At 71.8% G+C, this 23,876-nt stretch carries 26 protein-coding genes; 7 read left to right on the top strand and 19 right to left on the bottom strand.

All coding sequences use genetic code 11. The annotated features are described in order from the left end of the window. Nucleotides 1–101 precede the first annotated feature (101 nt). Nucleotides 102–851: a class I SAM-dependent methyltransferase gene (locus ACFFIA_RS38340; RefSeq protein ID WP_377261133.1), complete on the top strand. Its 750-nt coding sequence runs from the start codon at nt 102–104 to the stop codon at nt 849–851. 19 nt (nt 852–870) lie between these two features. Here ACFFIA_RS38340 and ACFFIA_RS38335 read toward each other — a convergent pair whose 3' ends face one another. The 8 genes from ACFFIA_RS38335 to ACFFIA_RS38300 form a co-directional block, all read right to left on the bottom strand. After that, nucleotides 871–1,629 (bottom strand): type III pantothenate kinase, encoded by a 759-nt coding sequence (locus tag ACFFIA_RS38335; RefSeq protein ID WP_377261131.1) that lies wholly within the window; start codon nt 1,627–1,629, stop codon nt 871–873. A 10-nt stretch (nt 1,630–1,639) separates the two neighbouring features. Next, complete coding sequence (gene nadC / locus ACFFIA_RS38330) at nt 1,640–2,515, bottom strand: carboxylating nicotinate-nucleotide diphosphorylase (protein ID WP_377261129.1); 876 nt, start codon at nt 2,513–2,515, stop codon at nt 1,640–1,642. Continuing rightward, nucleotides 2,512–4,143 (bottom strand): L-aspartate oxidase, encoded by a 1,632-nt coding sequence (locus ACFFIA_RS38325; protein WP_377261127.1) that lies wholly within the window; start codon nt 4,141–4,143, stop codon nt 2,512–2,514. Before ACFFIA_RS38325 ends, nadC begins: the two co-directional genes overlap by 4 nt. A 52-nt stretch (nt 4,144–4,195) precedes the next feature. Further along, nucleotides 4,196–5,104 (bottom strand): septum formation family protein, encoded by a 909-nt coding sequence (locus ACFFIA_RS38320; protein WP_377261124.1) that lies wholly within the window; start codon nt 5,102–5,104, stop codon nt 4,196–4,198. 102 nt (nt 5,105–5,206) lie between these two features. Next, on the bottom strand, nt 5,207–6,094 hold the full coding sequence (panC, locus tag ACFFIA_RS38315) for a pantoate--beta-alanine ligase (protein WP_377261122.1): 888 nt from the start codon (nt 6,092–6,094) through the stop codon (nt 5,207–5,209). Further along, nucleotides 6,091–6,957 carry a Rossmann-like and DUF2520 domain-containing protein gene (locus tag ACFFIA_RS38310; RefSeq protein WP_377261120.1) on the bottom strand — a complete coding sequence of 289 codons (867 nt, stop codon included), beginning with the start codon at nt 6,955–6,957 and terminating at the stop codon, nt 6,091–6,093. The genes panC and ACFFIA_RS38310 overlap by 4 nt, the downstream gene beginning before the upstream one ends. An 89-nt stretch (nt 6,958–7,046) precedes the next feature. Next, nucleotides 7,047–7,211: a hypothetical protein gene (locus ACFFIA_RS38305; RefSeq protein ID WP_377261117.1), complete on the bottom strand. Its 165-nt coding sequence runs from the start codon at nt 7,209–7,211 to the stop codon at nt 7,047–7,049. Nucleotides 7,212–7,220: 9 nt separating this feature from the next. Continuing rightward, a complete protein-coding gene (locus tag ACFFIA_RS38300) occupies nt 7,221–7,358 on the bottom strand; it encodes a hypothetical protein (protein ID WP_377261116.1) in 138 nt (45 codons plus the stop codon). Nucleotides 7,359–7,402: 44 nt separating this feature from the next. Between ACFFIA_RS38300 and ACFFIA_RS38295 the strand changes: the two genes are divergently transcribed. Together ACFFIA_RS38295 and ACFFIA_RS38290 are read left to right on the top strand one after the other, a co-directional pair. Beyond that, complete coding sequence (locus tag ACFFIA_RS38295) at nt 7,403–8,377, top strand: SAM-dependent methyltransferase (RefSeq protein ID WP_377261377.1); 975 nt, start codon at nt 7,403–7,405, stop codon at nt 8,375–8,377. Then, nucleotides 8,361–9,512 carry an NADH-quinone oxidoreductase subunit D gene (locus tag ACFFIA_RS38290; protein WP_377261114.1) on the top strand — a complete coding sequence of 384 codons (1,152 nt, stop codon included), beginning with the start codon at nt 8,361–8,363 and terminating at the stop codon, nt 9,510–9,512. Before ACFFIA_RS38295 ends, ACFFIA_RS38290 begins: the two co-directional genes overlap by 17 nt. Before the next feature lie 40 nt (nt 9,513–9,552). Here the strand turns inward: ACFFIA_RS38290 and ACFFIA_RS38285 are convergent, their stop codons facing one another. From ACFFIA_RS38285 to ACFFIA_RS38270, 4 genes are all read right to left on the bottom strand, one after another. Beyond that, nucleotides 9,553–10,974 (bottom strand): hypothetical protein, encoded by a 1,422-nt coding sequence (locus tag ACFFIA_RS38285; protein WP_377261112.1) that lies wholly within the window; start codon nt 10,972–10,974, stop codon nt 9,553–9,555. A gap of 231 nt (nt 10,975–11,205) precedes the next feature. After that, nucleotides 11,206–12,051 carry a glycine betaine ABC transporter substrate-binding protein gene (locus ACFFIA_RS38280; RefSeq protein WP_377261110.1) on the bottom strand — a complete coding sequence of 282 codons (846 nt, stop codon included), beginning with the start codon at nt 12,049–12,051 and terminating at the stop codon, nt 11,206–11,208. A 317-nt stretch (nt 12,052–12,368) separates the two neighbouring features. Further along, nucleotides 12,369–13,100: an ABC transporter permease gene (locus ACFFIA_RS38275; protein ID WP_377261108.1), complete on the bottom strand. Its 732-nt coding sequence runs from the start codon at nt 13,098–13,100 to the stop codon at nt 12,369–12,371. Next, nucleotides 13,100–13,786 carry an ABC transporter permease gene (locus tag ACFFIA_RS38270; protein WP_377261105.1) on the bottom strand — a complete coding sequence of 229 codons (687 nt, stop codon included), beginning with the start codon at nt 13,784–13,786 and terminating at the stop codon, nt 13,100–13,102. The genes ACFFIA_RS38275 and ACFFIA_RS38270 overlap by 1 nt, the downstream gene beginning before the upstream one ends. Before the next feature lie 2 nt (nt 13,787–13,788). Between ACFFIA_RS38270 and ACFFIA_RS38265 the strand changes: the two genes are divergently transcribed. Beyond that, nucleotides 13,789–14,787: an ABC transporter ATP-binding protein gene (locus tag ACFFIA_RS38265; RefSeq protein WP_377261103.1), complete on the top strand. Its 999-nt coding sequence runs from the start codon at nt 13,789–13,791 to the stop codon at nt 14,785–14,787. Nucleotides 14,788–14,890: 103 nt separating this feature from the next. Here the strand turns inward: ACFFIA_RS38265 and ACFFIA_RS38260 are convergent, their stop codons facing one another. From ACFFIA_RS38260 to folP, 7 genes are all read right to left on the bottom strand, one after another. Continuing rightward, a complete protein-coding gene (locus ACFFIA_RS38260; protein ID WP_377261100.1) occupies nt 14,891–15,388 on the bottom strand; it encodes a hypothetical protein in 498 nt (165 codons plus the stop codon). Between the two features lie 42 nt (nt 15,389–15,430). After that, nucleotides 15,431–15,736: a hypothetical protein gene (locus tag ACFFIA_RS38255; RefSeq protein ID WP_377261098.1), complete on the bottom strand. Its 306-nt coding sequence runs from the start codon at nt 15,734–15,736 to the stop codon at nt 15,431–15,433. Nucleotides 15,737–15,745: 9 nt separating this feature from the next. Beyond that, nucleotides 15,746–17,074, bottom strand: coding sequence for an ABC transporter permease (locus ACFFIA_RS38250; protein WP_377261096.1), 1,329 nt, complete (start codon nt 17,072–17,074; stop codon nt 15,746–15,748). A gap of 153 nt (nt 17,075–17,227) precedes the next feature. Further along, complete coding sequence (locus ACFFIA_RS38245) at nt 17,228–17,743, bottom strand: DUF3180 domain-containing protein (RefSeq protein WP_377261094.1); 516 nt, start codon at nt 17,741–17,743, stop codon at nt 17,228–17,230. Next, nucleotides 17,743–18,267, bottom strand: coding sequence for a 2-amino-4-hydroxy-6-hydroxymethyldihydropteridine diphosphokinase (folK, locus tag ACFFIA_RS38240; protein WP_377261093.1), 525 nt, complete (start codon nt 18,265–18,267; stop codon nt 17,743–17,745). The genes ACFFIA_RS38245 and folK overlap by 1 nt, the downstream gene beginning before the upstream one ends. Then, nucleotides 18,264–18,626, bottom strand: coding sequence for a dihydroneopterin aldolase (gene folB, locus ACFFIA_RS38235; RefSeq protein WP_377261092.1), 363 nt, complete (start codon nt 18,624–18,626; stop codon nt 18,264–18,266). The genes folK and folB overlap by 4 nt, the downstream gene beginning before the upstream one ends. Next, a complete protein-coding gene (gene folP, locus ACFFIA_RS38230) occupies nt 18,623–19,495 on the bottom strand; it encodes a dihydropteroate synthase (protein WP_377261090.1) in 873 nt (290 codons plus the stop codon). Before folP ends, folB begins: the two co-directional genes overlap by 4 nt. Before the next feature lie 308 nt (nt 19,496–19,803). Here folP and ACFFIA_RS38225 point away from each other — a divergent pair, with 308 nt between their 5' ends. From ACFFIA_RS38225 to ACFFIA_RS38215, 3 genes are read left to right on the top strand one after another with little or no spacing between them, the layout of a single operon-like run. Next, a complete protein-coding gene (locus ACFFIA_RS38225) occupies nt 19,804–20,118 on the top strand; it encodes a hypothetical protein (protein ID WP_377261088.1) in 315 nt (104 codons plus the stop codon). 16 nt (nt 20,119–20,134) lie between these two features. Then, complete coding sequence (locus tag ACFFIA_RS38220) at nt 20,135–20,497, top strand: hypothetical protein (RefSeq protein ID WP_173057592.1); 363 nt, start codon at nt 20,135–20,137, stop codon at nt 20,495–20,497. Nucleotides 20,498–20,531: 34 nt separating this feature from the next. Then, the gene (locus ACFFIA_RS38215) at nt 20,532–23,876 is read left to right on the top strand and encodes an ATP-binding protein (protein ID WP_377261085.1); all 3,345 of its coding nucleotides are present in this window, start codon (nt 20,532–20,534) and stop codon (nt 23,874–23,876) included.

Below are 23,876 nucleotides of genomic sequence, written 5' to 3'. Positions count from 1 at the left end.
GCGGCAGGAGTCGACTCAGTCACGGCACAGCTTTCTCAATTAAGAAGACGGATTCGCCACGAGGGTACTCGTAACCTGGGTACGGGTACCGTCGATAACCGATGGCTGATCGAACACACGCCCTCTCCTTCGGGGCGGCGGCTGCGGAGTACGACCGCTTCCGGCCCACCTATCCGGTCGAAGCGGTGCGGTGGGCGATCGGCCGGCCACCGCCGGCCGAGGTCGTCGACCTGGGCGCCGGCACGGGCAAGCTGACCCGCGTGGTGCGCGTGGCGGGATACCAGGTCACACCGGTCGAGCCCGACGCCGGCATGCGCGCCCAGCTCGCCGCCTCGACCGAGGGCGTGACCCCGCTGGCGGGGTTCGCGGAGGCCGTGCCGCTGCCGGACGCGAGCGCCGACGCGGTGGTGGCCGGGCAGGCATACCACTGGTTCGACCGGGATCGCGCCCATCCGGAGATCGCCCGGCTGCTGCGCCCAGGCGGCTGCTTCGGCGCGATCTGGAACCATCGCGACGACCGCGAGCCGTGGGTCGCCGAGCTGTCCCGGATCGCACACGGCACGCCCGACAACCGGGGCACCTGCGAACCCGAGCCGACCGTGGTGCCGGAGCTGGGCGGCCTGTTCGGGCCGGTCGAGCGGACGGAGTTCACGCACCGCGAGACGCGTACGACGGAGAGCCTGATCTCGATGCTCTCGACCCGCTCGTACTTCCTCACCGCCTCGCCGGAGAGCCGGGCCAGGATCGCGGCGGAGGTGCGCGAACTCACCGCCACGCACCCCGCGCTGGCCGGGCGGGCGAGCTTCGAGGTGCCGTACCGCGTGATCGTCTTCCGCGCGCGCCGCGCGTAGGTGGCCCGCCGCTCGTGGATCAGGTGTTGCGCTCGTAGACCATGCGCAGGCCGATGAGCGTGATCATCGGCTCGTGGTGCGTGATCGTGCGGCACTCTTCGATCACGACCGGTGCCAGCCCGCCGGTGGCGATCACCGCGCGCAGCGGCCCCAGCTCCTCCGCCATCCGCTCGACGATCCGGTCGACCTGGCCGGCGAAGCCGAAGTACATGCCGGACTGGAGGCACTCGACCGTGTTCTTGCCGATCACCGAACGCGGCTTGGTCGGCTCGACCTTGCGGAGCTGGGCAGCGCGGGCGGCCAGCGCGTCGAAGGAGATCTCGATCCCCGGCGCGAACGCCCCGCCCAAAAACTCGCCGCGCGCGCTGATCACGTCGAAGTTGGTGGTGGTGCCGAAGTCGACCACGATCGAGGGGCCGCCGTAGATCGTGTGCGCGGCCAGCGTGTTGACCACGCGGTCGGAGCCGACCTCCTTGGGGTTGTCGATCGCCAACTGCACGCCGGTCTTCACGCCCGGCTCGACGATCACGCTGGGCGTGTCGCCGTAGTAGCGGCTCAGCATCGTACGCAGCGAGCGGAGCGCCGCCGGCACGGTCGAGCAGGCCGCCACGCCGGTGATCTCCACGGCGTCGCCGGCGAGCAGGCCACGCAGCTTGAGCCCCAGCTCGTCGGCGGTCGAGCGGGCATCGGTCTTGATCCGCCAGGAGTGGACCAGCTTGTCGCCGTCGAAGGTGGCGAGCACCGTGTTGGTGTTACCGATGTCAATGCAGAGCAGCACGCGCTACCTCTTACCGGCGCAGGTCCAGGGCGATATCCAAGATAGGCGAGGAGTGGGTGAGGCCCCCCACCGAGAGGTAGTCGACGCCGGTCGCCGCGAACTCCGCCGCGACCCCCAGCGTCAGCCCGCCGGTGGCCTCCAGCTCGGCCCGGTCGCCGACCGCCAGGACCACCTGCCGCAGTAGATCGGGCGTCATGTTGTCGCAGAGCAGGAAGTCCGCGCCCGCCTCGACCGACTCCACCGCCTCGGCCACCGTGGTGACCTCGACCTGTACCGGCACGTCCGGGAAGAGCTCGCGCACGCGCCGGTACGCCGCCGTCAGCCCGCCCGCCGCCACCTTGTGGTTGTCCTTGATCATGGCGACGTCGTAGAGGCCCATGCGCTTGTTGGTGCCACCGCCGGCGCGCACCGCGTACTTCTCCAGCGCCCGCAGCCCCGGCGTGGTCTTGCGGGTATCCAGCACCGTCGCCTTGGTGCCGGCGAGCTGGTCGGCCCACGCCCGCGTGTGCGTCGCCACCCCGGACATCCGGCAGAGCAGGTTGAGCGCCGTGCGCTCCGCCGTGAGCAGGGCCCGGGTCGGGCCGGTCACCGTGGCCAGCACCGCGCCGCGGGCCACTCGCTCACCATCGAGGGCTCGGCTCTCCCATCTGGTACGGGCGTCCGTCTCCTCGAACACGGCGGCGGCGACCGCCAAGCCCGCGACCACCCCGTCCGCCCTGGCCACCACCTCAGCGGTGTCCACCTGGTCTTCAAGGATGGTGGCGAGGCTCGTGACGTCCAGCCGGGACGGGCCGAGGTCTTCCTCCAGCGCGGTACGCACGATGCTGGTTACCTCGGCCGGGTCGAGTCCGGCGGCACGAAGGGCTTCCACAGTGGACTCGTTCACAGCTTCTCCCAGCTCTCCACGACCTCGCCGCCCGGCGCGATACCGCCGAGCAGGTGGCCCAGCCACTCGTCGCTCGCCGACGGGAAGTCCTCCCGCCAGTGGCAGCCGCGCGTCTCCCGCCGGACGTACGCGGCCGCGACCAGCGTGGACGCCACGGTGAGCAGGTTGGTCGCCTCCCACGACGCGGTACGGGGCGCGCCCCTCGTGCCGCCGAGCCGGGTCAGCTCCTTCGCCGCGATGGCGAGCGAGTCGGCCGAGCGGAGCACGCCGGCGCCCCGGGTCATCGCCTCCTGGAGGGGAGTACGGGCCTCCTCGCCGACGACCCAGCCCGGCTCGCCCTCGACCGCCGCCGGCTCGGCCTGCGGGGGCAGGTCGCGGGCCACGTCCTCGGCGATCCGGCGGGCGAACACGAGCCCTTCCAGCAGGGAGTTGCTGGCCAGCCGGTTGGCGCCGTGCACGCCGGTGCAGGCGACCTCGCCGCAGGCGTACAGGCCGGGGATGGAGCTGCGGCCGTGCAGGTCGGTGCGTACCCCGCCGGAGGCGTAGTGCGCGGCCGGCGCGACCGGGATGAGATCGACGGTCGGGTCGATGCCGGCGGCCAGGCAGGCGGCGGTGATCGTCGGGAAGCGGCGCTGTACGTCCGGCAGGTGGCGGGCGTCGAGGTACACGTGGTCGGCACCGCTGGCCAGCATCACCCGGTGGATCCCCTTGGCGACCACGTCACGCGGGGCCAGCTCGGCCAGCTCGTGCTGCCCGACCATGAACCGCTTGCCGTCGCCGTCGACCAGGTGGGCGCCCTCCCCGCGCAGCGCCTCGGAGATGAGGGGTCGCTGGGTCTCGTGGACGTCCCCGCCCACGAACGACGTCGGATGGAACTGCACGAACTCCACATCGGTCACCACCGCCCCGGCCCGGAGCGCGAGCGCGACGCCGTCACCGGTGGACACCGACGGGTTGGTGGTGGCGGAGAAGATCTGTCCCATGCCGCCGGTCGCGAGCACCACCGCGCGGCCGAGGATCGCGCCGACGCCGTCTTCGCTGCCCTCACCGAGCACGTGGAGGGTGATCCCGCAGGCCCGCCCGTCCGGCGCGCGGAGCAGGTCGAGCACCAGCGCGTGCTCGACCAGGCGGATCCAGGGGTCGCGTCCCACGGCCGCGTGCAGGGCCCGCTGCACCTCCGCGCCGGTCGCGTCGCCGCCCGCGTGCACGATGCGGTTGGCCCGGTGCCCGCCCTCCCGGGTGAGCATCAGCGAGCCGTCCGGGTTGCGGTCGAACTCGGCGCCGAGGCGCATCAGCTCGCGTACCCGCAGCGGCCCCTCCTCGACCAGCACCTCGACCGCGGCCGGGTCGCAGAGCCCGACGCCGGCGACGACCGTGTCAGCGGCATGGGCGGCGGGAGTGTCCAGCGGGTCGAGTACGGCCGCGATGCCGCCCTGCGCCCACCGGGTCGAGCCGTCATCGATGTTGACCTTGGTCACCACGGTCACGTGCAGGCCGGCCTCGCGCAGGTGCAGGGCCGCGGTCAGGCCCGCGATGCCCGAGCCGACCACCACCACGTCGGTCGTCTCGAACCACCCCGGCTCCGGGGCGCCGAGCCGCCGGGGCAGCACGGGCAGTGCGACATCCATCCGACCAGTCAACCATCGCGCGCCCGCGTACGGCGGAGACTGTGATCAGTGACTAGTTCTCGTACTGGATGGGGAGGCCGTTGGGTCCGGCGCCCTTCATCGAGCGGTTGACCTTGCGCTCGCTGAGCCACAGGTAGCAGCGGACGCCCCGGTTGCCGCCATTCCACTCGTCCTGGTTGCCGGGGAGCGAGACCACACCGGTGCGGTACTTCAGGTTGCCGTCGTTGGGCACGCCCGCGTACTTGGCGATGATCTTGCGGCACTCGTTGTGCATCTTGTCCCAGTCGGCGCTCTTGCTCGGGTAGGCCCCGTCTGGCGCGTTGTAGACGCCGACGAACTCGCTGTTGTGATCCTTGGTGCACTCGGTCGCCGGCATCGTGTCGATGCTGCTGTCGCGGGCGAGCTTGACCTGGTAGCAGCCGAGCAAGAGGGGCGAGCCCGCCTTGAGCACGCCCTTGAGGCTGCCGCTGCGGCTGGTGGTGTCGCCGTTGTCCTCGACGTTGGTCACCTCGGTGAGGTCGCACCGGAACCACCGCGAGCCGCCGCTCCACGCCTGCGGCGAGGGAAGCACCACGCCCAGCCACAGCCGGCCGTTGCGCCAGTCGCTGCCGACGTACTCCTTGGTCTTGCTGTCGCACTCGGCGTATGCGGTGCGGATCTCGGGCGACCCCTTCGCCGGGGGCGCGGACGCGCTGGCGGCGCTGCCGGAGAACTGCCCGACGTGCACCGTCTCCAGCCGGTGCGCGCTGCCGCAGTCGACCGGGTTGAACGAGGAGAGGTAGGCCACGTCGGCGAAGTCGCTGCTGTGGCAGACCTCGGCCGGCGGGGTGAAGGGCTTGGGCTCGGCGACCGCCCCCCAGTCGTCGGTCAGGTCGCCGTCGACGCCTGCGGGGTTTCCACAGCCGGAGAGCATCAGAGCCGTCGCGCCGCCTAACGCGATCGCGGCGATCCACCGTCGCATCGTGCGTCCTCCCCAGGGCACAGCTGTCCGGACGGCCGAGCTTACGTCACCTCGGCGACACCTGTTTTCCCCGAAGCGACCGGCGAGTGACGTTCCTCAACGTTACGTCGAGGATGCAACCTCGACAGCCACGTTGTCGATGAGCCGCGTGCTGCCGACCCACGCCGCGACGAGCAGCCGCGCGGGGCCCTCGGCCGGGGGCGGGCCGAGATCGGGATCGGTGAGCACCAGGTAGTCCAGCTTGGCGGCGTCCGAGTCGAACGCGGCGCGGGCCACGGCCTCGCCGTCCCGCCCCTGCGCGGCGGCCTCGGCACCGGCCCGCAGCGCGCCCGAAAGGGTGAGCGCGGCCGCGCGCTCGGCGGGCGTCAGGTAGCGGTTGCGGCTGGAGAGGGCGAGGCCGTCCGGCTCGCGTACGGTCGGCACGCCCACGATCCGCACCGGCACGTCGAGGTCGCGCACCATCCGCCGTACGAGCGTGAGCTGCTGGTAGTCCTTCTCGCCGAAGAACGCCAGGTCAGGACGGGTGACCTGGAGGAGCTTGAGCACCACGGTGAGCACGCCGTGGAAGAAGCCGGGCCGGCTCGCCCCCTCCAGCCGCTCGCCCAGCTCGCCGGGGTTGACCCGGACCATCGGCTCGCCGGAGGGGTACATCTCGTCGCGGTCGGGCGCGAAGACCAGGTCGACCCCGGCCTCCGCGCAGACCGCGACGTCGGCGTCGAGGGTGCGGGGGTACCGGTCGAAGTCTTCGTTGGGCCCGAACTGGAGCGGGTTGACGAAGATCGTGGCGATCACGTGGTCGGCCTGCTCGCGCGCGGCCCGCAGCAGCTCCCGGTGCCCCTCGTGCAGGGCGCCCATGGTCATCACGACCGCCACGCTCCCCGGCATGGCGGCGCGGGCGGGGGTCAGCTCCGCACGCGTGTGTACGAGCGCGGTCGCGGGGTCCCCGCGGAAACGTGGAGCGGAGCGGAGCGTTTTTGTGGGGTGCTTCATGCTCCGACCTCCTGGCGCGGGTTGGCCAGCACGTCGAGCAGGCGCTCGGCGTCGACCGGGCGCAGCCGGCCGGCGGCGATGGCCCGGTCGGCGGTGCGGCGGGCCATGGCGACGTAGGCGGGCACCGAGTCGGGGGCCACGGCGGTGAGCCGCTCCAGGTGGCGGGCGACCGTGCCGGCGTCACCTCGGGAGACCGGGCCGGTCAGCGCCGCGTCGCCGTGCCGCAGGGCGTTGTCGAGCGCGGCGCGCAGCAGCGGGCCGAGGACCGTCTCGGCGCGTACGACCCCCGCGTCGCGCAGCCGGTCGGCCGCCTCGTTGACGAGCGTGACCAGGTGGTTTGCCCCCTGGGCGAGCGCCGCGTGGTAGAGCGGTCGGTCAGCCTCGGCGATCCACTCCGGCGTGCCGCCCAGGTCGGCGACGAGCCGCGTGGCGAGCGGGCGGAGTTCGGTCGGGGCGGTCACGCCGTACGCCGTGCCGGGCAGCCGGGACAGGTCGTCTCCGGTGCCGGCGAAGGTCATCGCGGGGTGCAGTGCGAGTGGACGGGCGCCCAGCGCGGCGGCCGGCTCCAGCACGGCGAGCCCATGGGCGCCGGAGGTGTGCGCCACCACCTGCCCCGGCTGGAACGGCAGGCTGGCCACCAGCGCGGCGAGCGCGTCGTCCGGTACGGCGACGAGCAGCAGGTCAGTGGCCGCGCGGGCGACCTCGGCGGGCGGCAGGTGGGCGGCCCCGGGAAGCAGGCGCGCGATGTGCGCGACCGAAACCGGCGACGAGCCCGAGGCGGCGACCACCGTGTGGCCCGCCCGGGCCAGCGCCGCGCCCAGCGTCGCGCCGACGCGTCCGGCGCCGATGACACCGACGATCATGGCGTTGATCCAGTCCTCGTGAGGTTAGGTACCGGTCAACGTCAGTATGCGTCCGGGGGAAGTGGCCTCCACAGGCGATGTGAAGGTTTTCACGAGCGCCGTAGTAACCCCGCGTCCAGGTACTTGAAGTTGGTGTTGGGGCGGCCGTCCACGTCTGGGGTGTTCTGGCCGTCGTGTACCACGAGCAGCCCGCCAGGGTAGCCGGGCAGCGGCGTGGAGACCCCGCCGCTGGTCTCCAGCCAGGGCGACGACACCTCCTTCACCTACGACCGGCTGACCAACCGGCCGCTGTCCCGCTTTCCGCTCGCCGAGCTTGGGCCCGGCCGGCGCGCGGCCTCCACAGGGGACGCCAGCGTCAGCAGGGGTACGAGTGCCGTCACGCCTACCAGGAGCTTGCGCATGTCGGGACCGTATGGTGTGGAGCGTGCCGGCGGCTGAACAGCGCATGAATTGGCGGGAGGCGATGGAGGACGCCCTGTACGGCCCGGGCGGCTTCTTCGTCACCACCGCGCCCGCCGCGCACTTCCGCACCAGTGTGCACGCCTCGCCACTCTTCGCGTCGGCGATACTGCGCCTGCTGTCCCATGTGGACGAGGCGCTCGGCCGTCCGGAGCGGCTCGACGTGGTCGACGTGGGCGCCGGGCGGGGTGAACTGCTCGCCGCCCTGCTGCACGCCGCGCCGCCCGCGCTGGTGCGACGCCTCGCGCTGACCGGCGTGGAGCGGGCCGCCCGGCCGCCCTCGCTGCCCGTGCCCGTGGCGTGGCGCGCCGAGCCACCGGAGGGCGTGGTCGGGCTGCTGCTGGCGATCGAGTGGCTGGACAACGTACCGCTGGACGTCGTGGAGGAGGGTCGGTACGCGACGGTGGACCGCTCCGGTGTGGAGGCTTCGGGCACCGCGGTCACCGCCGCCGACGCCGCTTGGCTCGCGAGCTGGTGGCCCTCGGCGCACCGAGCGGAGGTCGGGCTCCCGCGCGATCTCGCATGGGCCGGCGCGGTGGCGGCGGTGGAGCGCGGGCTGGCGCTGGCGGTCGACTACGGACACGTACGCGGGGAGCGGCCGGTCGGCGGGACGCTCACCGGATACCGGTCGGGCCGGCAGGTGCCACCGGTGCCGGACGGGACCTGCGACATCACCGCACACGTGGCGATGGATTCGGCGGCCGAGGCGGGCGGGCGGCCGTACTCCCTCGTCTCGCAGCGGGAGGCGCTGCGCGCGCTCGGCGTCGACGGCGCCCGACCGCCGCTGGGTCTGGCCACGACGGACCCGGCGGGCTACGTGCGGGCGCTGGCCACGGCGTCGGCGGCGGCCGAGCTGACGGACCGCGCCGGGCTGGGCGGGCACTGGTGGCTGCTGCACCCGGTGGGCATCGACCTTCGGCCGCTCACGTGGCAAACGTGGGACGATGGCGGGCATGACTGACCTGCGTGAGGTCACGGTCGGCACCGGTGCCGGGTTGGACACCGCCGACATGGTGCTCAATATCGGGCCGCAGCACCCCTCCACGCACGGCGTGCTCCGGCTGAAGCTCGTGCTCGACGGCGAGCGCGTGATCTCGTGCGAGCCGATCGTCGGCTACATGCACCGGGGCGCGGAGAAGCTCTTCGAGGTGCGTGACTACCGCCAGATCATCGTGCTGGCCAACCGGCACGACTGGCTCTCCGCGTTCGCCAACGAGCTGGGCGTCGTGCTGGCCGTCGAGCGCCTGATGGGCCTCGAGGTGCCGGAGCGGGCGGTCTGGCTGCGCACCGCGCTGGCCGAGCTCAACCGCGCGCTCAACCACCTCATGTTCCTGGGCTCCTATCCGCTGGAGATCGGCGCGATCACGCCGGTCTTCTACGCGTTCCGCGAGCGGGAGACGCTGCAGGCGGTCATGGAGGAGGTCTCCGGCGGCCGCATGCACTACATGTTCAACCGCGTGGGCGGGCTGAAGGAGGAGGTGCCCGCCGGCTGGACGCGGCGCGCCCGGGAGGCGATCGGCGAGGTGCGCCGCCGCCTGCCCGACCTCGACAACCTCATCCGCCGCAACGAGATCTTCCTGGCCCGCACCGTCGGCGTGGGCGTGCTCTCCGCCGCCGAGGCCGCCGCCTACGGCGCGTCGGGGCCGGTCGCGCGCGCCTCGGGGCTCGACTTCGACCTGCGGCGCGACGAGCCGTACCTGGCCTACGGCGAGCTGGACGTGCCCGTGGTGACCCGCACGGCGGGCGACTGCCACGCGCGCTTCGAGGTGCTGCTCGACCAGGTGTACGCCTCGCTCGACCTCGCCGAGCAGTGCCTGGAGCGGGTCGACCGGATCACCGGCCCGGTCAACGTGCGGCTGCCCAAGGTGGTCAAGGCGCCCGAGGGCCACACGTACGCGTGGACCGAGAACCCGCTCGGCATCAACGGCTACTACCTCGTGTCGCGCGGGGAGAAGACGCCGTGGCGGATGAAGCTGCGCACCGCGTCGTACGCGAACGTGCAGGCGCTCGCCACGCTCATCCCAGGTTGCCTCGTGCCCGACCTCATCGCGATCCTGGGCTCGATGTTCTTCGTGGTCGGCGACATCGACAAGTAGGGCCTGACCGCCACCAAGGTCCTGGCCCCAGCCGCGTGGGTCAGCGATAGCCCTCGTCGTCGTCGCGGTATCGGCGGCGGCGCCCGGCCGACTCCCGCTCCGGCGTGCTCCACTGCTGGCCCCACGAGGTGGTGGGCTCGATCTCGCCGGCTGGCAGCGCGCCGCCTCCGCCGCGCGGCTCCCAGCGCTCCCGCGACCACGAGCCCTCCTGCCCACCGCCACCGCTCCGCCCACCGCCACCGCTCTGCCCACCGCCACCGCTCTGCCCGGCGCCTCCGCCTTGGTAACCGCCGGAGCGCTCCTGGTAGCCACCGCCACCCCAGCCCTGCTCGGCGCGGTAGTCGTCGCGGCGCGACTCTTCCCGGCGCGACTCCGCTCGGCGCGGGTCCTCCCGGCGCATCGACGCCCACCGGTCCTCGATCCGCACCTCGCTCCCCGACTCGTCTTGGTGCATGGCGGCCCGCCGCTCGCCCATGTGCATCTCGCGGCCGCGGTCGTCGCTGCGGAGGGACGCCCACCGGTCGCCGGCGCGCATGTCGGTCCAGCGGCCCTCGTCGCCGCCTGCCTCGGCGTCTCCCCGCTCGTACGGTCGGGGGCGCCGGCCGTCACCGCCGCCGCCTCGCAGCCGCTGGTCGGTCCAGGACTCCTCGTCGGGCTCGGCGGCACGCCGGCCGCGGGCCGGTGGTGGCGAAGGTGGGGCGGAGGCGGGCCAGTCGCCGTATCCCGAGCCGTACGACGCGGCGGACCCGGAGCCGTAACCGGTGGTGCCGTGTGACGTGCCGCCGTAGACCTTGCCGCCCGAGTCGTGGTCGTCGCCCTGGTCGACGATCGTATGCCGGGTCGTGACCTGCACGGTCTCGGTGTGCCGGACGACCCCGGGCACTCGCGCGCGGCCGCCGACGTGGCCCGTCGCGGGCGGTGTCGGCGTGGGGATCGAGGCGTGCCCGGCGGCGGGCGGCGCCCCCTGCTGCCCGTATCCGACCCGGGCGTAGCCCGCCTGCGGTTGCTCGGCTCCGACCCGGGCGTAGCCCGCCTGCGGTTGCTCGGCGGCGCCTCGGGCCGGCGGGGGCGGCGCGGCCTGGCCCCGGCCCGCCTCGACCTGCGCGCGGAGCGCCTGCACGGTCTCGTGGAGCGCCTGGAGCTTTTCACCGAAAGCCTTGTGCGTCGCCCGCGCGGCGGTCGCGATGTCGTTGCGGACGTCGCCGCGCAGCGTGTCGATCTCTTCGACCAGCGTTTCTTCCAGATCGATGCGCACGGTTTCGGCATCGCGCCGCAAGGTTATGGACAGCCCGATGAGCACGACAGCGAACACGGCGAGGACGGCGGCCACCCGCAGCACCCCAGCGCTCTGACCCACCAACAGCAACAATGCCGCCAGCGGCGCCAGCCCCACCCCGACCCAGAACACCACCGTGAGTAGCTGCCGCCCCGGCCGCTCAGATGGCGGTGCGGAGGCCGGCATGGCTGTGGAGCCTACCGATACTTCCGGGTAAGTGGAACGGCCGGCCCCGGAATCCGCGGACGGGCTTTCCTCGGACGGAACGGTCACATGAACACAACGAGGGACCTAGCCCAATCACGCCGACTTCGGCCGAAACTCCGCGATTCGTACCACCATCGAGGGCCCGTACGGCGGAAGGGTGCGGGACAGTTCCCGCACCCTTCCGGTAAATCTCGTGTGCTGAGTGGCGACTCAGCCGGCGGCCAGTGCTCCGTCGGACGAGAGCACCAGGCCCACACTGATCGTGCCTGTGGTGAGCGCCGACTTGGTCTGCGGACCCGCCGCGTCCAGCGAGCTGAACGAACCGGCCTTGAAGCTGTAGGTCTGCTCAAGGCCCTGCTGGCACTTCGGCCGCTGCGGGCACTCCGGCGGGCCGCCGAGGATTGTCGCGGTGCCGGAGCACTTCTCGGCGAGGTCGGAGAGCGTCGTCAGGCCGTACTTGTCGGCGAACGCCTTGGTGACGGCGAACGCGTTCTGGTCTTGCGCCGCCGACGGCGCGCCGAACGTGATGCCGACCTTCTCGCCGACATCCTTCAGCCCAGCCATGGTCTTGTCGAGGTCAGGGGAGGAGATCGGTGCCGCGTTGGCGCCGTTGACCTTGCTGTTGAGGAACTCGGCCAGCGTCGCGGCGTACTCCGGCACGACCTGGATCTCGCCCTTCTCCAGCGCCGGCTCGTAAAGCTCCCGGTTGCCGATCTGCTGCACCGTGGCCTGGTAGCCCGCCGCCGTCAGCGCGATCCGGTAAAGCTCACCGAGCGTCTGGTTTTCCGTGAAGTTGGCCGCGCCGATCGTGATCGAGCCGCCCGGACCCTTGGCGAGTCCAGTGGTGAGCGAGTTGGCCGCGGCAAACTCCTCCGCCGCCACCTTCGACGTCTTGCGGTCGACGTCGACGGCCTTGTTGAGCGCGATCAGCTTGGGCGTGTCGAGCGCCGCCGACACCTTGTCGAGCGCGGCGACCAACTCCGGCGAAGACACCTTGGCGTTGATAGCCGGCACGACGTTATCGGTGTTTTGCAGCTTCTTGTCGTCTTCGAGCACGACGAGCTGCTCGCCAGCGACCGGTGCACAGCCGGCCCCCGCGCCGGCACCGGCGGTGGCCGGAGCCTGCGTGCCTGACGACCCCTCATCCCCGCAACCCGCGAGGAACATGCCTCCGGCGAGAGCGCACACCGCGCCCAGCACCAGACGATTACGTGCGCGCAAAATCTTGCCCGCCTTCCGTGTCCCGGCGCGACCCTGAGCGGGCCGGCCGCGTGTCTGGCGGACGACGGTCTGGTGCCGCCCGCGATTTCAGCCAACATCGTGGCAGGGGGGACCGACAACAAACCACGATTGTTGTCACCGAGTTGAAAGCTTCAGGCGCGTCCCGTCGCGGCGGCCGCTCGGCGGGCCGCACGGCCCCGCGTCCGGCGCAGCGGCTTGGGCGTGACAGCCCGCTCCACCAGCGCGAGGACCGCCTCGACCAAGATCGCGAGGAGTGCGACCAGGAGGCCACCGGCGAGGATCTGGCCGCCGCCGACCGAGATGTCGAGACCGAAGCCGGCGCTGATGATCTGGCCCAGCCCGCCCCCGTTGACGAAGGAGGCGAGCGCGGCGGTCGCCACCACCTGTACCGACGCGGTGCGGAAGCCAGCGGCCAAATAAGGCACCGCGAGCGGCAGCTCGACCCGGCGGAGCACCTGCCAGCCCGAGAAGCCCATGCCGCGCGCCGCGTCACGCGCCTCCGGATCGATGGATCGGACACCGGTGTACGCGTTGGCCAGCAGCGGCGGCACCGCGAAGACGGCCAGTGCCGCGATCACCGGCGGCTTGCCGAAGCCGAGAAAGGTCAGCGGCAGGATTGTGAGCAGCGCGACGGTCGGGATGGCGAGCGTGAGGTTGGAGATCACGACCACCATGCCGCCGCCCCGCCCGGTGTGGCCCAGCCACATCCCGATCGGCCAGGCGACGACGCATCCGAGCAGTACGGCGGCTGCCGAGATCCACAAATGCTCGCCGAGCCGGTCCAGGATGCCGCCCGGGTTGGTCCAGTTGAGCGGGTCGTTGAGCCAGGTCACCGCCTGCTGGATGGGGTTTTCCGCCCTCATCACGCGACCTTCCTGGCCCACGGTGTGAGCAGCCGGCCGGCCGTGGCGATCGTCAGATCCAGCACCAGCGCGAGCCCCACGCACAGCACCGTACCGGTGAGGATTTGCGCCTTGTAGAAGTTGCTGCGGAAGCCGCCGAGGATCAGGTCACCTAAACCGCCCTGCCCGATCAGCGAGCCCACCGTCACGAGCGCGACCGTCGACACGGTGGCCAGCCGCAGGCCGGTGATGATGCCGGGCAGCGCCAGCGGCAGGTCGATCCGGAACAGCCGGCCCCACCGCCCGTATCCCATCCCTTGGGCGGCGTCCCGCGCCTCGGCCGGCACCTGGTTGAGCCCGGCCAGCGAGTTGCGCACGATCAGCAGCAGCGCGTACATGACGAGCCCGATCAGCACGGTGCGGGCCTTGGTCGTCCCCGTGTACGGCGCGACGAATGCGAGCAGTGCCAGCGAGGGGATGGTGTACAGCACGCCGGACAGTGCGAGAATCGGCCCGGTGAGGGGGCGGTACCAGTACGCGATGACAGCCAGCGGCACCGCCACGACCGTCGCGATCAGCATGGCCTCCGCGGTCAGCGTCGCGTGCTCACGCAGCGCCGCGAGGATCGTGTCGGAGTTGTCCCGCACGTACCGCCAGGAAAACCATGGGTTTCCCGGGCTCTCCTGAAGCGCGAGCCGGAAGGACATACGTGGACGTTACCGCGACGGCCGACACCTCGGCGGAGAAGAAGGCCGCTCCGATCGAGCTTGTCGGAATTCGGAAGCAGTACCCGGACGGCACCGTCGCTGTGGGTGACCTCAGCCTCAAGGTGCGCGCCGGCGAGCTTGTCGTCCTCATCGGACCCTCCGGCTGCGGCAAGTCCACCGTGCTCCGCATGATCAACCGGCTGATCGAGCCGAGCGCCGGCCGGATCCTGCTCGACGGGGAGGACGTCACGCAGGTCGACCCGGTGCGCCTGCGCCGCCGCATCGGATATGTCATCCAGAATGTCGGGCTCTTCCCCCACCAGACGATCCTCGCCAACGTCGGCACCGTCCCGCGGCTGCTCGGTTGGCCCAAGGCACGCATCCGGCAGCGCTCGGAGGAGCTGCTCGATCTGGTCGGGCTCGACCCGGCCAAGTTCGGCAAGCGATACCCCCAGGAGCTTTCCGGCGGCCAGCGGCAGCGGGTCGGCGTGGCCCGCGCGCTCGCGGCGGATCCGGTGGTGCTGCTGATGGACGAGCCCTTCTCCGCGGTCGACCCGATCGTGCGCGGGCGGCTCCAGGAGGAGTTCCTGCGCCTCCAGGCCGACGTGCGCAAGACGATCGTGCTGGTCACGCACGACCTCGACGAGGCGGTGCGGCTGGGCGACCGGATCGCGGTGCTCTCCCAGGGCGGCAAGCTGGAGCAGTACGACTCCCCCGCCAACCTGCTCGGCCGCCCGGCGTCGCCGTTTGTCCGGGAGTTCGTCGGCGCCGACCGCGGCATACGGCGGCTGGCGGTCACCCCGGTCAGCCGGGAGATGCTCGATCCGCTCACCGCGGACAGCGGCGACTACCCGTCCGCCGAGCTCGGCATCTCGCTCTACGACGCGCTCGCCTCGATGCTGGTGACCAACTCGGACCACCTGCGCGTCGTCGATGGCGGCATGCCGGTCGGGCTGCTCACGCGCCACCGCCTGTTGAGCATCGACTACCCGGCGGAGTAGATCGAAAGGGCATGGCAGTCCACGCCCTCACTCAAGCCCCAAATGCCGAGGGGCACGCCGCGGCAACGGCGTGCCCCTCGGTCGGGGAGGGATAAGGAAAACGTCAGGTTGCTCGGCCCCGCCAGCCGCCCAGGGCGGCGATGCCGATGATCCAGCCGACGAACAGCCCGTACGTCGCGCCGGAGCCAGCGGCCTGGAAGGCGTTGAGCAGCGTTGGGTTGGACTGGATCAGTGCCGGGAGCACCGCGGCGAAGGCACCGGCGAAGATGTATGCGGACCACCCGGCGAAGAACTGGCTGAGTGTGCCGCGAGCCCGGGCCAGCTGTGAGCCGGGCAGTGCGTAGAGGAACAGCGCGGTGAAGACGACCACGAGGATCGCCCGCAGGTTGGTGGCCAGGAGGTCCTGCACCGGCTCATCGGAGTCGAACCGCCACGCCGGCCAGGCGAGCAGTCGCAGGAACCAGCCGCCCGCCGTGTTCGCGTCGGTGTTGTCCTCGGCCCAGTCTCCGTACCAGGGACTGCCGAAGACCAAGACCAGCACGAGCGCCGCGAGAGTCCCGGCGCCCGTGGTGGTCTTGTAACGGGTGGTGGTAAGGGCCATGGCGGATAAATTCCCAGCGCACCATGGCACTCAAACCTGTCTCTATTTGCCTGCTTCCTCGGGATGCTTCAGCAGGTAGTCGATGAAGGCGGCACGCAGCAGCGGCTCGGACTGGGCGTCGTATCCGTGCCCGGTGAGCTCTCGCCACAGGGCCACAGCCTCGTCGATGGTCGGCCCCACCGCGTTTAGTGAGCCATCCAGCTCTTCGGCCTCGTCCGCGGAGGGCAGGTGCCTGAGCACCGCCCAGAAGAAGCCGACGTCGAGGCGGTGCCGGGCAACGGCGAAGGCCCGCTCCCGCAGCTCCTCTGTGGACAGGGCATCTAGCTCAGCGAATGTGGCCTCGGACATACCGCGAGCTTAACGGCCGCCGGTGCCCCACCGGTCGCTGTCCCAGGGGTCCGTGCGGCTGGCGGTCGGCTGCGCCGGGAGGGGCGTGGCCCATGAGTCGGTGCGGCGTCCGCCGGACCAGCCGCTGGACGGGTCGGACTCGGTCCACTCCTCCTCGTCCAGCCCGTCGTCCCGCGAGCGGGGCCGCCCGTACGCCTCCACGATCCGGGTCACCACCAGCCCGGCAACCAGTACGCCGGCGCCGAGCGCGAGGGGCGAGATGTCCCAGCCCATCGTGTCCTCGTACTCAAGGAAGACAGTGACCAGCACGGCGGCGAGGATGGTGCCGAAGACGCCGCCGCGGCGGCCGAAGGCGCTCACGCCACCGAGCAGCGCGGCGCCGAGCGCGAAGGCGGTCCAGTCGAGACCCGGCGAGGGCACCACCGGCGAGTCCTGGCCAGCCACGAGCAGCACGCCGGCTACCGCCGCGAAGCCGCTGGAGATGATCAGCCCGCCGCCGGTCAGCACCGCGGCGAGGCCACCCCGCCGGTGCGCCGGGTCGCCCACCGGCCGGAAGCGGCCGACCGACCGCCGCACCGGTTTGATCATGCCGATGAGACCGCCGATCACCGAGACCGCCGCGACCCCGCCGAAGAGGTACAGCGCCTGCTCGGTCGGGTCGTAGTCGCCCTGCAGGTTGACCGGACCGCTGCGCTGCTGGATGAAGACCATCGCGGCCAGCGCGCCGGCGAGCGTGACCGCCCAACCGGGCACGTGGAAGGCGCCGACCACGATCGCCATCAGCAGGCCGAGGAGCGCGGCGGCGACCCCGGCCTCGATCGTGGAGCCGAGCACGCCCCGGTCGCCGTTCTCCGCGAAGTGCAGCGCGGACGCGATCGCGATCGGGCCGAGGGCGAGGTTGGGCGCGCCGGTCCGGAGGGTGAGGCTGGCGCCGACGGCGAGCAGGCCGAGGGCGGCGGCGAGCACGAGCAGCTGGTCGAGGTCGGCGCCGCGGAGCGCGCCGCTGTCCTCCCGGTAGAGCAGGAAGCCGACCACGCCGACCGCCAGGAGCAGGAGCACTTCCCAGATCACGTGTACGGCCACACGGTCGCGGCCCGGGTCGCCGTGGGCGGGGTCGTCGAAGACGTCGTCCAGCTCGGCCTGGGAGACGGCGCGGCGCTGGGTCAGCTCCATCGCGTCGGGCTCGCGGAACTCGCTGGCCACGGGGAAGCTGCCGGTCTGGTAACCGGGCGTGGACCCGAAACCCGTGTCGGAGCCGAAGCGCGAGTCCTCCCGCAGCCCACCGGTGCCCATTCCACCGGTGTCCCGCCGACGGTAGGCCGGTTCGTCGTACGACATTTCGCGCGCCTCCTGTGGTCGTTCAGCCTGGCTTCGCGCCGCCTGGCTGTACGGATCGGGACGCACGGCGGATTGAAGCCAGTCAGCCGCACCGTACTCGCGTCTACCCGGGCACGTCACCCCCAGTGTCCGACCACCCCGTGGCGGATCACCTCAGTTGTCTGACCTATCGGATTCGTTGTCATCTTCCGGGCGCTTGGGGACGCGACAGGAGCGTTCCAGCCACAGCGCCGCCCCGACCAGGCCGAGCGAGGCGACGAGCCCTCCGGACGCGGCCGGTATGTCGTCACCAGCCGCCTGCGTGCGCTCCAGCAGAAGCCAGCCGAGCAGCCCGGCGTAGAACCCCGCGAAGATCGCACCGGCCAGCGAGGACGCCTTGGCGAGAACCACATATCTGGCGACCGCGAGCGGGTCGACCGGCTCCCGGCCCGGGCGCCGCTCGATCCGGTGCCGCGTGTTGATCGCGACGTACCCCTCGAACACGGCAAGCGCCGCCAGTGTCACCGTGGGTAACCATGGCAGGTCGGGAATGCTGCCGTAGAAGCTGCTGATGATCCACCACGCCACAGCCGCGGCAGCCAGGCCAGCCACCACCAGCGTGGCGGGTCGGGTCGGGCCCAGGCGGGGCCCCTGCGGCGTGGAGCCGCGCGGCGGAGACTCCGGTTCCATCAGTTCGACTCTAACCGGAGGTCGGGCCGAGGGCTGATCGCGAGCGCGTCGGAGGCGAGCGGCTCGGCGTTGAGCAGGTCGGTCAGCCAGCCGTGGCCGGGCAGTTGGGCGTACGGCTGGATGTCGATCCACGGCCGCAGCACGAAGGCGCGCAGGTGGGCCCGGGGGTGCGGCAGGGTCAGTTCGGCATCGTCGCTGGTCACCGGCGTCCCGTCGTCGGTCCAGACCGCGATGACGTCGACGTCCAGCGTCCGCGGCCCGAAGCGGCGGTCCGGATCGCGGACCCGCCCGGCACGCTCCTCCAGCGCCCGCGCCCGGTCCAGCCAGTCGCGCGGCGTCGCGGCCGCGTCGTGCACCAGCACGGCGGCATTGAGGTACGCGGGCTGGTCGTCATCGCCCCACGGAGGCGTCTCGTACACACCGGAGGCCACGAGCAGCACGTCGTCGAGGTCTCGCACGGCGGCTCGGAGGTGGCCGATCCGGTCGCCGAGGTTGCTGCCGAGCGAGAGTACGGCCTGCGTCACGCCCGCCTCCGAGTGATCGTGACCGCCACGTCGGCGAACTCGTGCGGGATCGGCGCCTGCGGCTTGTGCACCGTTACGGTGGCGGCCAGCACGCGGGGATCGGCCAGGCAGACGGCGGCCAGCCGCTCGGCCAGCGTCTCGATCAGGTTGACCGGCTCGCCGCGCACCACCTCGACCAGGCGCTCGGCTAGCTCGCCGTAGTGGATCGTCTCGGCCACGTCGTCCGAGCGCGCGGCCGGGGCGAGATCCACCTCCAGCACCACGTCGACCACGAAGTCCTGGCCGCGCTCGCGCTCGAAGTCGTACACGCCGTGGTGGCCCTTGGCCCGCAGGCCGCAGAGGGTGATGCGATCCGTCACGGCGCCGCCAGCCGGGGTGCGCCGGAGGCGGCCCAGACGGCGAGTGCGTCGACCGTGCCCCGGACGTCGTGCACGCGTACGCCCCAGGCGCCCGCCGCCACCGCCAGCACACTGGTGGCGATCGTGGCGGCCTCGCGCTGGTCCGCCGGACGCGGTGTGCCCTCCGGGTCGGCGAGCAGCGCGCCCAGGTACGACTTGCGGCTCGCCGCGAAGAGCAGCGGGTAGCCCAGCGTGAGCAGCTCGCCGAGGCGCCGGGTCAACTGCCAGTTGTGCTCCGGCTTCTTGGCGAAGCCCAGCCCTGGGTCGATCACCAGCCGGTCGGGGCGTACGCCCGCCGCCAGCGCCTGGCCGACCCGCTGGGCAAGCTCGGCGCGGACCTCGGCCACCACGTCGCCGTACGTCGCCAGGTCCTGCATCCGCCGCGAATGCCCCCGCCAGTGCATCAGAATCCAGGGACAGCCGGCCTCGGCGACGACCTTCGCCATCGTGGGATCGGCGAGTCCTCCCGACACGTCGTTGACAACCACGGCACCGGCCTCCAGCGCGGCGGCCGCGACGCTGGCCCGGGTCGTGTCGACGCTGAGCGGTACGCCCGCCGAGGCAAGCTCACGGATCACCGGTACGACGCGGCTGACCTCGGTCTCCGCGTCGACGCGCTCGGCTCCGGGGCGAGTCGACTCACCACCGATGTCGATGAGATCGGCGCCCTGGTCGCGCATCTCGATCCCGTGTCGCACCGCGTCGGAACGGCGCACATAGCGTCCGCCATCGGAGAAGGAATCGGGCGTTACGTTCAGAACCCCGATCACGACGGGGCGCGCCGACCGCAGGAGATCAACCGCTCCCGTGGCTGGGCGTGATTCTGTCACGAAGAGACGGTACCGACGACGACGGAACACCTGCTCGGCACCCCGGATTAGCACATACGTTCGAACATCGTTACCATATGCCACGCCGGCACCACGGGCCACGAGCTTCGTAGCTTGGCAGAAAGGGGGGTGCCCCGTACGCTTTGCAATTGCGCATCATTCAGACGTCATAGCTTGAGGAGATGGGCTAAACAGGGACAAAACGCCCAGGAAAGTTCACCCGATAGTGGTGACAAACAGACACAGAGTGATGGGGCGATCCGCCTACTCCCACCGTCGACGGACGCGCACCGGGGAGGTTCCTTCCAATGAACACCACAGAGCTCGTCACAGCGGCGTGGACCACCGCCACGCGCGCAGCTGACGCGCTCGCACTCATACCTGCGGCGGAGCCGGAGCCCAAGGGCATCGACACCGAGGGCGTCGTCACCTTCTTCGCGAGCAACATCGCGCCGATCCTGCTCGCCGTGCTGGGCGTGATCTTTATCGGCCGCGCGAGCAAGGGTGAGATATCGAAGGTTTTGACGAGTTCGGCGATCGCGATCGTGGGCCTGGCGTTCATCGCGGGAGCGGCCACACTCTTCTTCGTCGGTGACTACATCATCGAATTGATCTTCGAGTAGGTTCGCGGGTTCACTCATGCGGCTGCGTACCGACGACGACATCTACCGGGCCCGCCTGGTCTATCTGGGCCCGCCCGGATACACGTTGCCCGTCCACCTTCCGTACGCCCAGTACGGCGTCTTCATGCTGCTCGTGCCGCTCTTCATGTTCATTCATTACCTGTTCACGTTCGACGTGGAACTGTTCCCGGCATGGGAGATCGCGCTCGCCGTCGTGACGACGTCCTTCATCTTCCGGTACGTCGATCCCGACCGGCCCGCGCGCATGGTGGTCCGCACCGCACTCACCGACTGGCGACGCACCCGCGAGCCCGCCACGGAGCAACGCGACCCACGCCTGGTCGCTACCCGCATCCGGGTCCGGGAGGAGCTGGTATGAGCAGCCTTGCTGCCCTCATATGCGGAGCGATGGCATGACCCCACCCTCCACGCCGGGCACCCCTCGTCCGGTCGGCATGTCGGCCGACACTCGCAGTAACGGTGCGCGACCGTCCGACTACCCGGTGTCGGATCCCGACGACGCGGCCGACGACCTGGTCATCAGCCCCGACCACGGTGCGGTCGCCGTCTTCCAGGCCCCCCAACCCCCGCGCGGGCGCCCCGCCGGCGGACCCACGCCGCACGGCCGCGGCGACGGCGAGCACGCCGACATCGACTCCCCCTTCCTCGACCTCTTCTCCGGCACCGGGCGCCCCGCGCCGCCCCGTTCGAACACGCGCCCGCCGGCCGCTCGCCGAGTGACCGAGCCGCCGCGCCGGCCGGTCGAGCCCTCGCCCGCCTCCCCCGCGCCGCGCCCGGTCGAGGCGCCACCGGCCGATCCGGCCATCAACGGCATGGGCGGGCACGGGATCGGGGCCGAGCCGATCGCGCCGGAGCCCACCGAGGAGACACCTCCGCTCGAGGCCGCCCGACCGGCGACCGCCACACCGGCGCCGCTCGACCGCACGCCGCGCCACGCGGCCGCGGAGCCCGAGCCGGTCAACCTGCCGGCGGTGCGCGAGCCCCTGGCCGAGCCCCCGGTCCGGCGCCTGCCGGCCGAGCCCGCTACCCGGCGTCCGCCGGCCGAGCCCGCTACACGCTGGCGCTCGGAGGAGCAGCGCCCGCGTGAGCGTGAGGAGCCGCCGCCCCGCCCCCGCAAGGAGGTCGGGAAGCGGCAGGAGGTCGCGCCGCGGAGCAGGCCGGTCCGGCCGCCGAAGATCAAGTTCGCCGACCGCGATCCGGCGGTCAACCTGGCCATCACCGAGATCGCCGGGCACCTCACCTTCACCCCCAACACGGTCACGGCCTGGTACTGGCTGCCCGAGGTGCGCTGGGCCTTCCGGCCGGACGCCGAGCGCGAGGCGCTGCTGTCCGCGATCTCCGAGCAGTACGCGGGTCTCGCCGGCTTCCGCCTCCACCTGCGCCGCACGACCCGCCCGTTCCCGGCCGACGAGTGGGCCCGCACGCTCGACACGCACACGCCGCACCCGCTCGGCGGCGTGCCCGGCGCCAGTTCCTGGTCCGATCACCTGGTCAACGCCCAGCGCCACCTCCTCTCCGTCAACCACGCCGAAGGGCAGACCTACCTCGGCGTGACGTTCGCCCGCCGCTCGCTCGGCGACTCGCTGGTGGAGCGGCTGCTGCGGGCGTTCGGCAAGGGGGTCGCCGAGGGCGAGCGGCGCAAGCTGGGCCGCACGGTCGAGCAGTTCGACGAGGTGCTCGGCGCGTTCGGCATGCGGGGGCGGCAGGTCACGCCGCACGAGCTGGAGTGGCTGCTGTACCGCTCGGTCGCGCTCTGCATGGCGCCGCCCACCGCGCTCTCCCCGGTGACCGACGGCCAGTGGGAGCGGGGCGACATGCTCGCGCTGACTGAGCAGATCGAGCGCTACCGCACGCCGTACGGCTCGACGGTCAAGCTGGTCAACCGGATGACCGGCGAGGAGCGGCACGTCGCCGTCCTCGCCGTCGGCCGGATGGAGCCGCTGGAGATCCCCGAGCGGCACGAGCCGTGGATGCACTTCCACGAGCGGCTGCCGTGGCCGATGGAGCTTTCGTCCAGAGTGGACGTGCTCGGCTCGGGCGACTCGTTCAAAAACCTCGAGCACCGGCTCCGGATGATCCGCTCGCAGCAGCTCGACTACGCCGAGCACGGCATCGACGCCCCGCCCGAGCTGGAGCGGCTGGCCAAGCGCGCCCTGGTCATCGGCGACGAGATGACCACCGGGCTGCCGGTCGAATCGGCCCGCGCGCACGGCTGGCACCGCATCGCGGTCGGCGGGCGTACCCGCGAGGAGTGCCTCGAGCGGGCCCGCCGCCTCATCCAGCTGTACTCCCGTGAGCTGCGCATCTCGCTCCAGCACCCCAAAAACCAGGACTGGCTGGCCCGCGAGTTCATCCCGGGTGAGCCGGTTGCCAACACCGGTTACATCCGCCGCATGCCGGTCAAGCTGCTCGCTGCGGCGCTGCCCCAGGCGGCCTCCACTGTGGGCGATCGGCGCGGCGACCTGATCGGCCGCACCGCCGGCACCTGCCGCCGCCCGGTCTTCCTCGACCTGCACTTCCCGATGGAGGTACGCGAACGCTCCGGTCTCGCGGTCTTCGTCGCCGAGCCGGGCGGTGGCAAGTCCACGCTGCTCGGCGCGCTGGGCTACCTGGCCGCCCGCCGCGGCGTACAGGTCACGCTCCTCGACCCGTCCGGGCCGCTCGCCCGGCTCTGCTCGATGCCGGAGCTGCGGCCGTACTCACGCGTGCTCAACCTGACCGGCTCGGAGCACGGCACGCTGGCGCCGTACTCGCTGATCCCGACGCCGCTGCGGTCGGAGTTCGCGAGCGGGCCGGCTGGCGACCGGGAGTTCGAGATCGCGATCTCCAACGCGCGAGCCGAGCGGCGGATGCTCGTACAGGACATCTGCTCGATGCTGGTGCCGCCGCAGGTCGCCCGCGAGGCGTCCACGGCGACGCTGCTCCGCCACGCCGTTCGGCAGGTGCCGGCCGAGGAGACGTCCACACTGGACGATGTCGTCGCCTGCCTCTCCGGGCTCGACGACGACAACGGCAGGGAGCTGGCCAACCTCCTGCTCGACACCGCCGAGATGCCGCTCGCGCTGCTCTTCTTCGGCCGCCCACCGGAGGGCCTGCTCGGTGCCGACGCCGCGCTCACCGTCATCACCATGGCCGGCCTGCGGCTCCCCGATCTGAAGATCGAGCGGGAGTACTGGTCGGCCGAGGAGGCGCTCGCCCTCCCGATGCTGCACACGGCGCACCGGCTGGCCGTACGCCGCTGCTACGGCGGCTCGATGTCGTCCCGCAAGATGGTCGGCCTGGACGAGGCGCACTTCATGGAGGGCTGGCGCTCCGGCCGGTCGTTCCTGGTCCGCCTCGCCCGCGACTCCCGAAAGTGGAACCTATCCGCGCTCGTGGCCTCGCAGAATCCTCGCGACATCCTCGGGCTCGACGTACAAAACCTCGTCTCCACCGTGTTCGTCGGCCGGATCGCCGAAGACGTGGAGATCGCCTCAGAGGCCCTGCGGCTGCTGCGGGTGCCGGTCAACGACGGGTACGAGGCGACGCTGGCGTCCCTGTCCAACGTGGACACGTCGTCGGCGTCCCGGCTGGGCTTCCGGGAGTTCGTGATGCGGGACGTGGATGGGCGCGTGCAGAAGGTGCGCGTGGACGTGTCGTACGTCGAAGGGCTGCTCGACCACCTCGACACGACACCGACCGGGGCGGCGGCACCCCCGACCAACCTGCCGACCAGCGCTCCCGACGTGGAGGTGTGA

The sequence above is a fragment of the Phytohabitans kaempferiae genome (genome assembly GCF_042433955.1).
Classification (GTDB): domain Bacteria; phylum Actinomycetota; class Actinomycetes; order Mycobacteriales; family Micromonosporaceae; genus Phytohabitans; species Phytohabitans kaempferiae.
Note: the sequence above shows the minus strand (reverse complement) of the source record. Positions and strands in the feature narration are given on the sequence as shown.